This is a genomic window from Pseudomonas sp. yb_9 (genome assembly GCF_043103635.1).
Classification (GTDB): Bacteria; Pseudomonadota; Gammaproteobacteria; order Pseudomonadales; family Pseudomonadaceae; genus Aquipseudomonas; species Aquipseudomonas monteilii.
In genome coordinates, this window is record NZ_JBICKA010000007.1 from 227,150 (window position 1) to 241,398 (window position 14,249).

The following is a 14,249-nucleotide window of genomic DNA, read 5'->3' on the forward strand; positions in this document are numbered from 1 at the left end:
AGAGAATCTCAATTGGCAACCAATTGGCAACGGGAAAACCAACCAAATGGCCAAGATTACAGACCGACAAATGACCGCCAAACCCGGCGCCAGTGACAAGTGGCTCAGTGAAGTTGCCATCTGGGGGCATGGCAGCCTGGTCGCTCGCATCACCACTAGCGGAGAACGCCTCTTTTATTTCCGTTACGCGAACAGCATCGGTGAACGTATCACCTATCCCATCGGCACCTACAGCCGTGAGGGGCTTGAGGGAACCATGACCCTGGCCGAAGCTGGCCAACGTGCGAAGGAACTTGCTGGCCTGCACAAGGCAGGAATTCGGGATATCCGGGAGCATTTTGAAGCTGAAGAGGCGGCGCGCGTGGCCACCCGGGACGCCGAGCTCGCTCGCCTAGCAGCAGAAAAAGCAGCCGCAGATGCGGAGCAAGCCCGACAGGCCGCAAGAAAAAGCGTCTCCGAGCTATTCGAACACTGGGCCACCGTCGACCTGATCAACCGCAAGGATGGTGGAGCAGAGGTTCGCCGCATGTTTGAAAAGGACGTTTTGCCATTGTTAGGCAAAATAGCCGTAGCTGACGTAAAAAAAGGGCAAATCACCGAAGTGACCGATGCCCTTCTCGCTCGCGGCGTCAACCGTATGGCCAAGCTGATCCTTAGCCTGATGCGACAAATGTTTCGGTTCGCAGTGGATCGAGACCTGATTGAGCACGATCCGACTGCCAGCATCCGCAAGGCCAAGATTGGCGGCAAGGAAGTCGAACGCGACCGAGTGCTGAGCGATGATGAGATCCGCGCCCTAGCCCTGCTCACTCCTGAAGCCGGCCTACTCCCGTCCACCGAAGCTGCAATCTGGGTTGCCCTCTCCACCTGCTGCCGCATTGGTGAACTGCTCAATGCACGCTGGGAGCACCTTGATCTCGCCAGAGGCATTTGGCTCATACCGGCAGAGAACAGCAAAAACGGAAAAGCCCACAGCATCACGCTCTCTTCATTTGCCATCCGGCAGTTCAAAAAAATCAGCGTACTTAACAGTCACTCCGCTTGGTGCTACCCCAACACGGAAGACAGCGGCCCGGTCTGTTCCAAGACCGTAACCAAGCAACTTGGCGACAGGCAGCGCCAGCCTGATCAGGGAGTGATGAGTAATCGTAGCGCCAAAGCACAAGCCCTCTTGTTGAGCGGAGGGAAATGGACCCCGCATGATCTGAGGCGCACCGGCGCCACTATCATGACTGCCTTGGGAGTACTTCCTGAAGTAGCAGAACGGTGCCTGAATCACACTGAAGAAAACAAGGTTAAACGCACCTATCAGCGTCATAGCTATACAAAAGAGATGGCTGACGCTTGGCACAAGCTTGGACTACATTTGGACCAAATCGTCTCAGAGACTCTCGTCACCGCATCTTTATAAGATATTGTTGCACCCGTATAGCCCACAGAACCTGCGAGAGACGACTTTAGCAACAGACGTTCGATCTCACCTCTCATGCTGGCCCCACTACACTGAGGCCCCATTCGAACAATGAGGAGTATAAGCTTGTCTTTCCGGAATGAGCGTGGACCAAAGCCAGATATGCGTACAGCGACGATATTACTCGCCCAAGCTGAAAACGTCGAAAAGCAGGTACGTGATCTGCAGAAGATCGCTTTGCCTGCACACCAACAACACACGCAGTGGTTGTATGAAAGGATGGAAAGCCTAGAGATCCAACCTTCGCAAGATCAACAAATCGAGCTGACTATCCGACAAGGTAAACATGCGATTGACGAGCAACTATCCAAGCATTCAGAGATAGCTTTACGCCAAGCAGTCTATGTGAATATATTTATAAAAATCATTTCATCCCAATTAGCTCCCTAGAAGCCGCTGCAACTGATCATATTCTGCAGAATATGATCAATGCCCTTATGCTATCCAATCGCCACTTGGCGATGCTCGACGCACTCAAAAATCTGGAAAACAAGCACTACAGCAATCGAGCAAGCGTCGGGGGACAGGGCAAGAATCAGCAGCCCTCTAATAGCATGAAATCACTGCTTCTTGAATCCATGATCCGAGGCATGATATATAACGACCCTAAGTTTAAACAATTGGATAAAACCGTAGCTGCCGACGAAATGGCAACACGCATTTTCAAAGCCAACAAAGAATACCAAATGTTAGACATCACCAACCTCGAAGACTTAAAATTCCAGGTTCGCAATATCCTGTTTGATATTACTCGCACTGTCACCCGAGGCAGTCAGCGACAAGCTGATCGAGAACAATTAGGATACTCGCTGCGCCATTCGTTTCCCAAGCAGGATACGGAAGAGTCACGCCAGATGGATCTAGATGCCGCACGCACCCTGGGGCGTATTGAAGGCGTGCGAGCAACATTAGCTCTGCAACTTAAGCAGCGCTTTGGGGAGTTGCCGAAATCAGCAATTGAAAAGCTGGAGGCTACAAACGACATGGATCAACTGCAAACCTGCGCAGAGCAGCTAGCAGAGGCCCGATCGCTGGATGACGTCATCCAGAAACTCCAGTGAACGATATTCACCTATAATGAAACGCCATCCTAACGGGTGGCGCTCTCGACTTACACGAAACGGCAAAACTTACAACACACCTGCAAGAAACCGAGCCTTTCAGGCTATTCATCATAATCGAGACCTCAAAACAAACCTATACCTCGACACCTATCCTGATCTCGACACAACATCACGAAGGACCCATACCCCCCCTAAATTGAAGACTTGTAAGGAGAGATAATAGTTCTAGGAGAAAAGTTACTCATCGAATACTCAGGAAAAATATCGAGACATGTAACATTTCCAAGCTTTGACAGCAAAACCTTACCCTGCGTCGAGAGTACCTCAATGGCCGAATCTAACCGCTTTACTTTTCGCAACTTCCCAGGCCCCTTTTGCAGTATGATATTCTTTGCTACAAATCTATCACCTGCCTCACGCCTTACTTGTAGCCAGTCATCCAACTCTTGTGCGTCGATCTCTTCCTGAGGCAGCGATGTAAACAGACGCAGAAACTCGCCAGAGTACCAAAAGCACACATCAGCAGCAGCATCCAAGGTCTCCAGAGCTATATCACCACTCCCTCTCTCAAAGAAATGAAACAGGGCAGCCACCCTTGCAATATTGTCTGCCAACTTTGACGCATGATCACCCATACCAAAAAACCTTCCTCCCGGCCCAATGCCCGACTCAATCGCATTGAAAATTTCTATCCATTTTTGAGCCGCCGCCTGAGAAAACCTAATCACTAACCTTGACCTAGCCGGATCCATCAAGAATCCAACACTTTCTTTAAGTATCTCCCCAATGCGCTCAGAGAATTTCTCGCAACAATTCCAAGTGGCCACCCCTCCACCAATCAATCTAGTTCCCTGGGTCGATCTTGGATTGCAAACCAAAAACCTAGCCCACAAACCAGATCCCCGTGATATCTCTCCATTCTTTGCCATATAACTCAAGAAAGTTTTTCTTGAACCATTATCGATACCGTCAGACGAGCTCTTAGCTCGTAGCTTTCAGACGATACTCGATCAACAGTTATCGCATCCCCACTCCACAAGGCATTCTGCTTCGACAAATCATTAAATGCCTTGCCAGTCAACACTCCCCCACCCTCGCTAGAAATGAGCCCTGCTGCAGGAATATTCTGGTATAATCCAAAAAACAAAGCCTCTGAAGTAGCATCTTCGTAAATTAACTTAAAACGTCTAGGCTTGACCGGCTCATTACCCATATGCGCCATAAATATCTGATATTCCTCACCTTCCTCTTCATCACCTGAACGAAGTATTTCCTTCAACATGCCCTTCCGGCGAGCCTCCCAGACTGACCATTTCGCATTCCAATCAGAAAGCTTCTTAAGATAAATCAAATCCTTTTCATCCTGAAAATTGCGAACTCCTCTAAGAAATATATTCTCCGCCGTAGACTTCCTCTCTCCAGAGTTCGCAATCGTCAGCAGCATCAGCGATGCTGGAACTATTTGTCCATTCGGCTTACAAACATCAATTAAACCTTGAGCAGCTGTAGCGATCGCCGTCAGAGCAGATGAAAAAACGAGTGCCCTCGGGGCCTTTATATGCCCTTCCGCCTCATCCACCGCACTCACTATCACCGGTAAAGACATATACCTTGGAAAGCCCCCCTCCAAAGCAGAGCCCCCCCAAGACCCAAAGCTAGAGAAACTCATAAATTAAACACCTTCAGAGATCACGACAAAATCTTCCTGGCCTCTTCGAGGCCTAGATCCAATCCACCGATATATATCTTCCTCAACCCAACCCACCGCAAACCTCCCTAACTTAATTGGCTTTGGGAATGTACTATCGTATCTAGGTGACATTGGATTTAGTCGGTCATAAATTGTCGATCTACTCAGCCCAATGCACTCTCGCAACTGCCGAATGCGTAAAATTCTTAATGTTGATTTACCACTACTTTCGTTGCACATCACCACGCCCTCTTCAGTTGCGAACTCAATAGGGAAGGACTCTACAGCCCGTGCCACTCAGAGTCGTCAGGGGTGCTAAATGGGTTTTCCAACGCTAAGCAGATGTATTGACATTTTAGAAAAATTGCGATCTAGAAATTGTCATCCTAGCAGCTTGTCCCCGCCCCACCGGATTTAGCCGGGACCACTGCAGCTGCTATTCCTGCTACTAATAGCAGGAATAGCAGTCTTGCTTGCCGTTCAGATCCCTTCCGTCCTTCGGAACCCAGTCGCCCCATAGCCAGGAAAAACGTTGACTCTCAGTCAGAACGACTCAGGGGGCCACTGATTGCCGGTCGATCCACAACTGCAGTAAGGCTTTTCCAGGCCCAGTGGGCTGACGTCGCCCCTGCTCCCAGTCCTGCAGCGTGCGAGCGCTGACCCCCAAATGCGCAGCGAGCTCTTGCTGGGTTAGCTTCAAGCGTTGGCGCAAGCAACATGCAAGCCTGATGATGCTTGAGTCTGGCGTGACGCCGTGACACATCTTTGGTCGTTTATGCGGGAAGATCTCCGAGACCTCGAAATTAGACGAAGCAGCTCCAGGTAAAGGTAATGTGCAATTTGACTCCGGCGCTGTATTTACCCTCGCATGCCATGGGAGCGGAGCAGCCCGTACAGATAGAGATGACTCCACCGACTCATACCGAAGCTCCTGAGACTGTTGCTCATACTCAGGATGTTCGGCGAGAAATTTACGACGCCAATAATCGCTATAGCTCATTTAACTAACCCCATGCTGTTGAAATGAGGCACGGCAACGCCGTACCATACCATTGCAATGGAAGCCGGGCTTAAAAGCATCTAATCAATAAATTGCGAAAACCGCCGCCAGCTATCCTTCACCACCAGCTTCTGCTATACGGACCATGAGGCCAACAAAAGCAAATCCAAAACAAAAACAGGAAATTTACAATTTAATTTATACGGCAGCGCCGTAAAAACCAGGCATATGCAAGGCCTTGATCACACAGCTACGACTCTGCCGTAGCTGCCATCATAAAAATCTTAATCAAAATAATTTCAAACCTGTATTACGTAATGGAGAGCAAGCAATTAGCGCTTGCGCTTTCTATTTAACTTTAAGTTTTACAGGAGTCCGAATTATGCCCATTTGCTGCCCCTCATGTGGTTCTCTGCGCGTTTTCGCTCGCAACCATGCTCGTAAGCTCGGCGGCATCGCCGGTACGGTCGGAGGCACTGCAAGCGGTGTTGCAGGCGCCATGACCGGCGCACAATCTGGCGCTGCACTGGGAGCTATTGCTGGTCCGATAGGAATGACCCTCGGTGGCTTGGCAGGTGCGATTCTCGGTGGTTTGGCAGGCGGTACGGCTGGAGGCTTGGCCGGAGCCAAAATGGGCGAAGAGATTGATGCCCGAGTTCTCGACAACTACGAATGCCTTAACTGCCGCCAGGCTTTCTCCCAAGCCGAGCACTGATCCTGCACGCCTCGCCTAATCGCATCATCCGATCCCCTCCCCTTATCAAATAGCCGCATGGCATAGCACCCATCCCACAAGGGCCGGGCGCTATGCTGAATGCTGCGCGTTCCGACAAGGAGCTCTCTAATGGCACATCTCATCGAAACCATGGCCTACGCCGGCGCTACGCCGTGGCATGGCCTGGGCAATCAACTCCCCCGTAAACAGCCTATCGAAGTCTGGCAACGTGAAGCCGGCATGGACTGGCAGATCCAGGAAAGCCCGGTGCACTTCAAGTCAGATACTGTCGGTCACCTTGGCACGATTCACTCCTTCCCCGAACAGAAAGTGCTCTACCGTTCCGACACCAAAGCTCCGCTGTCGGTGGTCTCCCAGCGCTATCACACCGTACAGCCGCGTGAAGTGTTGGAGTTTTATCGCGACTTGACCGAGGCCTCCGGATACGAGCTGGAAACGGCCGGCGTACTCAAGGGTGGGCGCAAGTTCTGGGCGCTGGCACGTACCGGGCAAGGCACAGAACTCAGGGGTAACGATCAGGTGAATGGCTATCTGCTGTTGGCGACCTCCTGCGATGGCACCCTGGCCACCACGGCAACACCAACCACCGTGCGGGTAGTCTGCAATAACACCCTGACCATCGCCCTCGATGGCAGCAGCCGGGCGATCAAGGTGCCACACAACACCCGCTTCGATCCGAAGATAGTGAAGAAGCAACTCGGTATCGCCGTTTCGCAATGGGACGACTTCATGTACCGCATGCGAGCACTGGCCGAACGCAAAGTGCAATGGCATGAAGCATTGGGTTACTTCATGACCGTGATGTGTGAGACCAGCCCGACCGGCGCTCTGCCGGAGCAACTGCCCAACGAGCGCGCCCTACGCAAGGTCCAGGAACTGTACGAGGGCCGTGGTCGTGGCAGCCAACTGGACTCAGCACGCGGCACTGCCTGGGGCCTGCTCAATGCCGTGACCGAGTACGTCGACCACGAGCGCCGTGCCCGCAGTAACGAGTACCGCCTGGACTCGGCATGGTTCGGTCAGGGAGCACAGATCAAACAACGCGCCCTGGATGCCGCTCTGCAACTCGCCGCCTAACCCTTACTTACCTCACCCCTTGCGCCCGGTCAGCCATGTGCTGGTCGGGCGTTTTTTATACCAGCAGGTAAAGACGATGAAAGCAACGTCATTGAATAGCAGCACCCGCCAGAAACGCCCCGCCCTGCGCCTGGTCAGCACCAAGGAGCTGCCCCGCGAGGACTGGTTGCAGATCCGCAAGCAAGGCATCGGCAGTTCGGATGCTGCCGCTGCGGTGGGTCTGAATCCCTACAAGTCGCAGCTTGAGCTGTGGTTGGAGAAGACCGGTCGCGATGCCAGCATGCCCAAGGTCGATCCTCACGATGAGGAAAGCCCGCTGTACTGGGGCAATGTGCTGGAGCCTATCGTGGCCTGGCATTACAGCAAGCGCAGCCAGCACAAGGTCCGACGGATCAACGCGGTGCTGCAGCATCCCGATCCGGCGCTGCCCTGGATGCTCGCCAATATCGACCGCGAGGTGATCGGTACCGACGATGTGCAGATCCTAGAGTGCAAGACTGCCGGCATAAACGGGGCACGCCTCTGGAAAGAGGGCGTACCCGATTATGTGCAATTGCAAGTCATGCACCAGCTTGCAGTCACTGGCAAGCAGGCCGCTGATGTGGCGGTGCTGCTCGGTGGCCAGCATCTGGAAATCCATCGCATCACACGCGACGAGGCGCTGATTACGCGGCTGATTGACCTAGAACGGCTGTTCTGGGATTACGTCGTCAGTGACACCCCGCCACCGGCCGATGGCACAGCGTCTGCGGAAGCGGCGTTGCGCTGCCTCTACCCCGAGGATAACGGGCAGACCCTGGACTTCAGCCAGCGCATGGAACTGACCAGCACCTTCCTGGAACTCAAGTCTATTCGCCAAACCATTGCCCAGCAGGAGACACGTGAAGCGCAGCTCAAGCAGGTTCTGCAGCAGGCCATGGGGGAATCCACCCGTGCCGAATTTGCTGAAGGCTACATCAGCTGGAAGAAGTCCAAGGACAGCATCGGTCTGGATGTCGAACAAATGCTCAAAGACAAACCCTACCTGCAGGCTCGCTACCCCAAGGCCAAAGCAGGCACTCGTCGCTTCCTGATCGCCTGAAACAACCTGCTCACCCTAGCCACCCGGACCGCTCATGTCCCGGTGGCTTTTTTATTTTCAGATCAAGGATAACCGCCATGCTCAAAGGTTTTGCCATCACCCCGCCGGTGCTCGGTCGCATTTCCATCGGCAAAGTCGTCGAGAAAAACGGCAAGCGCCTGCCGGAGAAGGACGATCAGTTCACCATCACCTCGCAAGTCCAAAGCCGAGACGGCTGGCTGCTGCACCCACTCAATGAGGAACTGCGCAATGGCCAGGACGGCAAGCTGCGCAGCATTCCGATTCGTTTGCTGTTCAACGAACCGGACCTCAACTTCCGCGCGGACTACAGCCTGTTCGACCGTACTACCGGCAGGCCGTTGTGCGTCGGCAATGGTGAAACTTGCAAGCGTTTGACCAAGGACGGTATCCAGTCGCTGCCCTGCCCTTCACCCGATGGCTGCCCACTGGCCCAAGGCAATGCCTGCAAGCCTTACGGTCGGCTAAACGTGGTGATTGGTGATGACGACCCACTGGGCAGCTTTGTCTTCCGCACCACTGGATTCAATAGCATCCGCACCTTGGCAGCGCGCCTGCATTACCTGCAAGCCATCTCTGGCAATCGCCTGGCCTGCCTGCCATTGGAGCTGCGTCTGCGTGGCAAATCCACCCGTCAGAGCCACGGCACGCCGATCTTCTACGTCGATATCACGGTGCGCAGTGGACTGAGTTTAGAAGACGCCCTATTGGCCGCCAAGCAACTGGAGGAAACCAGGCAAGCCTCGGGCTTTGACCAGAGCGCCTTGGATCACGCAGCCCGGCAAGGTTTTAACAATGGCGCTTTTGAAGACAGCGAGGAGGACAGTGGCGCCATTGTCGAGGAGTTCTTTCCCACTGCTGAAACCCCACCCAGCAAGGCAGAGGCCCAACCGGCAGCGCCGTCAAAGCCCTCACTGGCTCAGAAGCTGGAGGCTCAGGCTATCGAGCACAGCACTAGGCCTTCCGTCCAGTAACGCTCTGCTCAACCTCCCCAGCCTTCCCCATTCTTACAGGAATACCGTCATGAAATATCACAAGCTCAAAGTCGGAGAAGCGAGTGGCACCTACGTCATGGAATCACCCGTCACCGAGGCCGACATCCTGCAGATGGCGCAACAACTGGCCATGAGTCGTCTGTCTAAAGGCCGGGCATTGACTGAGCCGAAGCAGGTGTTCAGTCACCTACAAACCCTGCTGCAGTACCACGAGTATGAAGTCTTTGCCCTGCTGCTGCTCGACTCAAAACATCGGGTCATAAGCTTTAGAGAACTGTTCAGAGGCACTCTGGATGGCGCGAGCGTATACCCGAGAGAGGTGGTCAAGATCGCCTTGGAGCACAATGCTGCGGCCGTCATTATGGTTCACAATCATCCCTCCGGTGACCCAGAACCCAGCCAAGCCGATCGGACCCTGACCATCACCCTCAAGAACGCTCTGAACATGGTCGGCACCTGCCTATTGGATCATGTGGTGGTTGGCCATGAAGGTTGCGTGTCGTTGGCCGAACGAGGATATTTGTAAAAAAAATGGCTAACCGCCTCTATGGTTGCCTTTGGCTGAGTCCAAAGGCCGCCACCGAGGCGGCTGACGAGGCACTTTATTTTTTTGCGTTAAGTCCAGCTAACGACTGGATACCCACATGCATCTTGGCAATGAGTAATGAGATGGCTTCAATCAACCAGAAGCAGAGGTTCTGCCGACTTAATTTTTCGGTGAGCCCAATGCTCCCAAGCAATCACCAGCATCCGAGGCATCCAGTCTCAGTTCCAATAGACTTGATAGAAACTGGCCAAGGCACGATGTGCCATTTACGCGTTGTGGGATAGGAATGATGCTGACTAATCACCGGCGTTCTCTCGTGGGATTGATCATCTTGGCCGTCGGCCTCATTGGTTTCTCGGCCCAGTTGCTGTTGAAATCCGAGATTCACCGCTGGGAAACGCGCTTCTCCGAATACGTGCAGAATATTTCCAGTGACGTGCGCAATCAACTGGATAGCAATGAAGCTGTCTTGGCGGGCTTCTCAGCATTTCTCCAGGCTGTCGATCAGAGTGACGCGGATGCTGCGGCCCACTATGCCGCAACCGTTTTGGCCGCGTACCCTCATATTTACATGCTTGAGGTAGCACGGGGGATGCCCATGTCCGAGCAGACGGCCTTTGCAGCGCTGTTGCGCCGCACCTGGCGACCGGACTTTGAGTTTAAGGATTTCCCGAGTCTTACCCACCAACCTGCCCAGCGCCAGGTATATCTCGGCAAGACTTGGCCTGTGCTGTTCATGTATCCGGTACGCTCGGAAGCCAATGCGATATACGGCGTAAAACTGGAAACCGTCGGCTATCTGTCCTACGCGCTGGCCCAGACCCAGAATAATCTGAAGCCTGTCGTATCGCCGGTGTTCTCGATGTATGAAGGCGGGAACGCCTACATTCTGATGCAATCAGTCAGTCGACCGGAACAGGCGCGAGAGCATTCTCGGCCCAATTTTTTCGGCAGTACCATGGTGGCGTTGCTATTAATCAAGACGGGCTCGTTACTGGAGGCCGTGAATCATGCGAATGTAGACCCCTTGGTTGGCATCAGTGCCGTCCTGAAGACCGCTGCCGGTTCTGAAAACAATGTGTTTTCAACGGAGACCGAGCAGGTTGACTTCTTGGACCGTCTATTCCTACCGAGTCTGAACGACCGAGTCGAGATCAGGAGTGCTTCGCAACCCATGACCTTGTTGTTTGAGCGCCAGTTGCGTCTAACGGATGTCCTTACTAAGGAAACGCTGATGATCTTGGCGGCTTTAGCCGTGGCCCTCGTTCTCATGCCGATTGTACTGATTCGGCATTTCAAGGCTATTAAAATTGCCGAGCGTGAGCACGAGCGCTCGGCCTATCTCGCAACCCACGATGTGCTCACCCAACTGCCCAACCGCTACCTTTTTGCCGATCGCTTCGATCAGGCATTCTCGCGTTGGAAAAGACATGGGGTTTCGTTTGCCGTGATGGTGATCGACCTGGATCATTTCAAGGAAATCAACGACAAGTACGGCCATGAGCTCGGCGACCAGGTTCTCCGTGCTGTGGCTGATCGCATGCTTCAGGAAGTACGTTCGTGTGACACCGTAGCGCGCTACGGGGGGGATGAATTGGTTGTTCTGATGACGGATCTTGCCAGCCCCAAGGATGCGGCGATCATGGCGGAGAGGATGCTGGAGGCTATCGGGAAGCCTATCGTGACAACCGCAGGAGAACTGTTCGTCTCCTGCAGTATCGGAGTCTCGCTATGCCCGATCCATGGCCAGAGCCTCGATACGTTGCTCAAGGCGGCGGACCAGGCCATGTACAGCGTCAAACAACTGGGGCGGGAAGGGATTGCCTTGAGCACTAACAATGTCCAATAGACTGCCATTGGCTGTGATGCTAGTGTGGTGTTTCAGAAATACCACTGAAAATCATTTGCCCAGCGCTCGCGCCGCGCGAGCGACTGAGGCAAGGATGTCCTCGGCCTTCTTGTGCCACCGAAATGGCTTCGGGTTCTCAATACGTACCTGACGCCTTCATTGGCGCCTTTTCCAACGGTCGCTCACCACCACGCCTTTTGGACGCAGCAGCACCGGGTGGTTTGAAGCCAGCTCCTGCAAGCAGACTTCGGGAGACCTACTCCCATCTTTGATACAGCATCGCTGGCTGACGCCAGCGTTCGTGACACACCCCAATAAAGTATTTTCACTCGATTACGGTGGCGATTCAGAAAGACGAAGAGCACAGGGTCGAACACGGCCACCTTGATGTCCAGTTCGACCAGGGCGGCCAAGCCGTCGATGGATTTTCGAAAGTCTACGGGCTTGGGGTAGAGGTAGGCTTTTTCCACTTTGGCGTCGGGGCGCATCATGGCGGGCGGGCTCCAGAAAGAAATCGGGAGCACAGCATCCGGGATCAGCCAAGCGTCTTGAATGTGGGGTTCATGGCGCGCTTACGGTTGGAGGTACGCCCTTTGGCTCTGGTTGGTGCCGATTAGTATATCCCTGCTTGGACAGATCAACGGCTGTCGATACTGGCTCCTCCACGATTTTTTGTCACCTCTGATTGTCGATCGCGATCTCAGATAACTCCCACACAAATAAACTTGTAATCCCCCAAAGAAACACGACAAACTCACAGGCCGACACCCCAACATCACGATAAAAAAATAAAATGTAACTTGGTTTTATTTATATTGGGCCAGCTTTTGATCCACATCAATCTAACAATACAGCTTACCAGAAGAAACAATAACTTAAAAAATAGCACGCACTCACATGCAAAGCACTGGAGCCAGTAAAATCCTACACAACAAGTTACTGATATGTCTTCACAACATATCAGTAACTTTCTTGAACAACAAAACCCCAAAAGCACCATTCAACACTTCGCAATCACGAGCTTCGATTCAGATCGAAAATATCGTCAAGATGATTGAGAACACTAGCGAACCAGCCTTTCATATTACCGAGAGCACCACTGGTTATGAGCACATAGAGCTCAGCAGCCTGTCTGGGCTTTTCTTCAACATTCAGCATCTGCTCAGCATCCACACGGACCACTACGAATATAGTGAGCACCTCAAATTATTTTGGAGAGCTTGTAGTGAAGTCGGTCTTGAGCGCAGCCCAGTTGGTCCCGTATGCCTAGACCCTACGGGCCTTTATTACCTCAGCTTTCACAGTTCTATGAACAAGTTAGTAAACAGAGTCAGGCAGCTAACGCGCGAGCCTGGATACAGGCGCAAAGCGAGTGACCGTAGTTACCAAGCACGACAGCGCGAAGCGGACGTGGAAACCTACACCCGCGCAGTACTTAACCGCTACTCACGTACTGTCGTCGTTCGAGTAGACCTTCATTATTTGGAAATAGTTGACCCTTTACTACGTATCGAAGATCTATTCAAAGACTTAGCAACTCTGATTAGATCTCGCGAACGCAATCCGATCTTCGAATATGAAACTGGCTATATTTGGTCTGTAGAGCAAGGCAAGAACAAAGGCTTCCACATCCATACTGCCTTCTTCTTTAACAGCGCGCACGTTTATAGTGACTGGCACAAGGCGCAGGAGATAGGCGCTCTCTGGGAGAAAATAACGGGTGGACGGGGTTACTTTTTCAACTGCAACGCAGACAAACAAAAATATACAAAACTCGGAATCGGCACCATTAAGCGAGCCGATACGCAGGCTTGCGAAAACGTCATAAACACAATGCGCTATCTAGCCAAGGAGGAGCAATATCTGCGTATAAAGCCAACCAGAGCACGAACCTTCGGCATGGGACACTTCCCGTACTGACGATATTCAAGCATCCATCAAATAAGATCAACATAAGAGAACAGCCTTCCGTAGGCTGTAGGGCACGTACATAATCAAGTATTCGGCTGGGTGACCGCCGAATACTCACACCATCGTACAGCTTAATCCCTAATTACCTTCTACCGGGCACGACAATGGCATATCGTTAAAAGCAGAACCAATATCACCGAGGGAAGGTCTGAAGTAGCCGGATATTTCGCGCCAACTTCAGCCCTTGCCGATTTTGAAAGCGGACAATCGATCAAAAACCGGACAGATAGCCCACTCAATCCTCCTTTTTTGGCCGTCGCGAGCATCTCGCAATGGCCATTTCCCATATTACAGGCGCACCTCTCCTGCGGTGGCAATCAAATGTCGACGTGCCATCCACAGGTTCGACAGTGCGAACAGTGTCATCAGCTGCGCGGTGTTCTTGGCCAGGCCGCGGAAGCGTACCTTCACGTAACCGAACTGGCGCTTGATCACCCGGAATGGGTGCTCGACCTTGGCCCGCACCTGCGCCTTGGCCTTTTCGATCTTGCGCTTGGCTTTGTAGAGCGGGCTGTTCTTGCCGAGTTTTCTGTATGTGCTGCGACGCGCCGCGACCTGCCAGATCACTTCGCGGCCCGCATGTTCTGAGCGCTTTTCGACCCCGGTGTAACCGGCATCGGCGCAGACGACGTTCTCCACGCCATGCAGCAGTTTGTCGACCTGGGTGACGTCCGCCACGTTGGCCGCCGTGCCAACCACGCTATGCACCAGCCCCGACTCGTCATCCACACCGATGTGGGCCTTCATGCC

At 53.0% G+C, this 14,249-nt stretch carries 16 protein-coding genes; 10 read left to right on the forward strand and 6 right to left on the reverse strand.

Annotation, left to right across the window (positions count from 1 at the left end; genetic code table 11):
- The first annotated feature begins 46 nt into the window (after window positions 1-46).
- The 3 genes from ACF8MI_RS02655 (at window position 47) to ACF8MI_RS02665 (ending at window position 2,532) form a co-directional block, all read left to right on the forward strand.
- Window positions 47-1,411: a site-specific integrase gene (locus ACF8MI_RS02655; RefSeq protein WP_200929464.1), complete on the forward strand. Its 1,365-nt coding sequence runs from the start codon at window positions 47-49 to the stop codon at window positions 1,409-1,411.
- Window positions 1,412-1,537: 126 nt separating this feature from the next.
- Window positions 1,538-1,861: a hypothetical protein gene (locus ACF8MI_RS02660; protein WP_392517357.1), complete on the forward strand. Its 324-nt coding sequence runs from the start codon at window positions 1,538-1,540 to the stop codon at window positions 1,859-1,861.
- Between the two features lie 32 nt (window positions 1,862-1,893).
- Window positions 1,894-2,532: a hypothetical protein gene (locus tag ACF8MI_RS02665; protein WP_392517358.1), complete on the forward strand. Its 639-nt coding sequence runs from the start codon at window positions 1,894-1,896 to the stop codon at window positions 2,530-2,532.
- A 194-nt stretch (window positions 2,533-2,726) separates the two neighbouring features.
- On the opposite strand, the gene ACF8MI_RS02670 is transcribed toward ACF8MI_RS02665, so the two are convergent.
- The 4 genes from ACF8MI_RS02670 to ACF8MI_RS02685 all read right to left on the reverse strand — a co-directional run bounded on the left by ACF8MI_RS02670 (window position 2,727) and on the right by ACF8MI_RS02685 (window position 5,225).
- The gene (locus ACF8MI_RS02670) at window positions 2,727-3,464 is read right to left on the reverse strand and encodes a DUF3987 domain-containing protein (RefSeq protein ID WP_392517362.1); all 738 of its coding nucleotides are present in this window, start codon (window positions 3,462-3,464) and stop codon (window positions 2,727-2,729) included.
- A gap of 5 nt (window positions 3,465-3,469) precedes the next feature.
- Entirely contained in the window at window positions 3,470-4,204 is a 735-nt protein-coding gene (locus ACF8MI_RS02675; protein ID WP_392517359.1) for a DUF3987 domain-containing protein, read from the reverse strand.
- A 3-nt stretch (window positions 4,205-4,207) separates the two neighbouring features.
- Complete coding sequence (locus tag ACF8MI_RS02680; protein WP_232197118.1) at window positions 4,208-4,465, reverse strand: AlpA family transcriptional regulator; 258 nt, start codon at window positions 4,463-4,465, stop codon at window positions 4,208-4,210.
- Between the two features lie 313 nt (window positions 4,466-4,778).
- Window positions 4,779-5,225 carry a helix-turn-helix domain-containing protein gene (locus ACF8MI_RS02685; RefSeq protein ID WP_315529982.1) on the reverse strand — a complete coding sequence of 149 codons (447 nt, stop codon included), beginning with the start codon at window positions 5,223-5,225 and terminating at the stop codon, window positions 4,779-4,781.
- Window positions 5,226-5,463: 238 nt separating this feature from the next.
- Here ACF8MI_RS02685 and ACF8MI_RS02690 point away from each other — a divergent pair, with 238 nt between their 5' ends.
- The 6 genes from ACF8MI_RS02690 (at window position 5,464) to ACF8MI_RS02715 (ending at window position 11,528) form a co-directional block, all read left to right on the forward strand.
- On the forward strand, window positions 5,464-5,940 hold the full coding sequence (locus tag ACF8MI_RS02690) for a hypothetical protein (protein ID WP_315529983.1): 477 nt from the start codon (window positions 5,464-5,466) through the stop codon (window positions 5,938-5,940).
- 129 nt (window positions 5,941-6,069) lie between these two features.
- Entirely contained in the window at window positions 6,070-7,038 is a 969-nt protein-coding gene (locus ACF8MI_RS02695; RefSeq protein ID WP_232197117.1) for a DUF932 domain-containing protein, read from the forward strand.
- A gap of 76 nt (window positions 7,039-7,114) precedes the next feature.
- The gene (locus ACF8MI_RS02700; protein WP_392517360.1) at window positions 7,115-8,119 is read left to right on the forward strand and encodes a YqaJ viral recombinase family protein; all 1,005 of its coding nucleotides are present in this window, start codon (window positions 7,115-7,117) and stop codon (window positions 8,117-8,119) included.
- A 77-nt stretch (window positions 8,120-8,196) separates the two neighbouring features.
- Window positions 8,197-9,111, forward strand: coding sequence for a hydrolase or metal-binding protein (locus ACF8MI_RS02705; protein WP_099774194.1), 915 nt, complete (start codon window positions 8,197-8,199; stop codon window positions 9,109-9,111).
- Between the two features lie 49 nt (window positions 9,112-9,160).
- Entirely contained in the window at window positions 9,161-9,658 is a 498-nt protein-coding gene (gene radC / locus ACF8MI_RS02710) for a DNA repair protein RadC (RefSeq protein ID WP_099774193.1), read from the forward strand.
- Between the two features lie 310 nt (window positions 9,659-9,968).
- Window positions 9,969-11,528 carry a GGDEF domain-containing protein gene (locus ACF8MI_RS02715; protein WP_070087264.1) on the forward strand — a complete coding sequence of 520 codons (1,560 nt, stop codon included), beginning with the start codon at window positions 9,969-9,971 and terminating at the stop codon, window positions 11,526-11,528.
- Between the two features lie 182 nt (window positions 11,529-11,710).
- On the opposite strand, the gene tnpB is transcribed toward ACF8MI_RS02715, so the two are convergent.
- Window positions 11,711-12,019: an IS66 family insertion sequence element accessory protein TnpB gene (gene tnpB, locus ACF8MI_RS02720; protein WP_232197115.1), complete on the reverse strand. Its 309-nt coding sequence runs from the start codon at window positions 12,017-12,019 to the stop codon at window positions 11,711-11,713.
- A 481-nt stretch (window positions 12,020-12,500) separates the two neighbouring features.
- Between tnpB and ACF8MI_RS02725 the strand changes: the two genes are divergently transcribed.
- On the forward strand, window positions 12,501-13,448 hold the full coding sequence (locus ACF8MI_RS02725; RefSeq protein WP_099774192.1) for an inovirus-type Gp2 protein: 948 nt from the start codon (window positions 12,501-12,503) through the stop codon (window positions 13,446-13,448).
- A gap of 339 nt (window positions 13,449-13,787) precedes the next feature.
- On the opposite strand, the gene ACF8MI_RS02730 is transcribed toward ACF8MI_RS02725, so the two are convergent.
- The coding region (locus ACF8MI_RS02730; RefSeq protein WP_392517361.1) for an IS5 family transposase at window positions 13,788-14,249 on the reverse strand (462 nt) is incomplete at its 5' end.

Coding starts and splice junctions, on each gene's coding strand:
- tnpB (WP_232197115.1), bottom strand. CDS start 12,019: ATGATGCGCCCCGACGCCAAAGTGGAAAAAGCCTACCTCTACCCCAAG.
- ACF8MI_RS02670 (WP_392517362.1), bottom strand. CDS start 3,464: ATGGCAAAGAATGGAGAGATATCACGGGGATCTGGTTTGTGGGCTAGG.
- ACF8MI_RS02655 (WP_200929464.1), top strand. CDS start 47: ATGGCCAAGATTACAGACCGACAAATGACCGCCAAACCCGGCGCCAGT.
- ACF8MI_RS02705 (WP_099774194.1), top strand. CDS start 8,197: ATGCTCAAAGGTTTTGCCATCACCCCGCCGGTGCTCGGTCGCATTTCC.
- ACF8MI_RS02715 (WP_070087264.1), top strand. CDS start 9,969: ATGCTGACTAATCACCGGCGTTCTCTCGTGGGATTGATCATCTTGGCC.
- ACF8MI_RS02675 (WP_392517359.1), bottom strand. CDS start 4,204: ATGAGTTTCTCTAGCTTTGGGTCTTGGGGGGGCTCTGCTTTGGAGGGG.
- ACF8MI_RS02695 (WP_232197117.1), top strand. CDS start 6,070: ATGGCACATCTCATCGAAACCATGGCCTACGCCGGCGCTACGCCGTGG.
- ACF8MI_RS02665 (WP_392517358.1), top strand. CDS start 1,894: ATGATCAATGCCCTTATGCTATCCAATCGCCACTTGGCGATGCTCGAC.
- ACF8MI_RS02680 (WP_232197118.1), bottom strand. CDS start 4,465: ATGTGCAACGAAAGTAGTGGTAAATCAACATTAAGAATTTTACGCATT.
- radC (WP_099774193.1), top strand. CDS start 9,161: ATGAAATATCACAAGCTCAAAGTCGGAGAAGCGAGTGGCACCTACGTC.
- ACF8MI_RS02685 (WP_315529982.1), bottom strand. CDS start 5,225: ATGAGCTATAGCGATTATTGGCGTCGTAAATTTCTCGCCGAACATCCT.
- ACF8MI_RS02700 (WP_392517360.1), top strand. CDS start 7,115: ATGAAAGCAACGTCATTGAATAGCAGCACCCGCCAGAAACGCCCCGCC.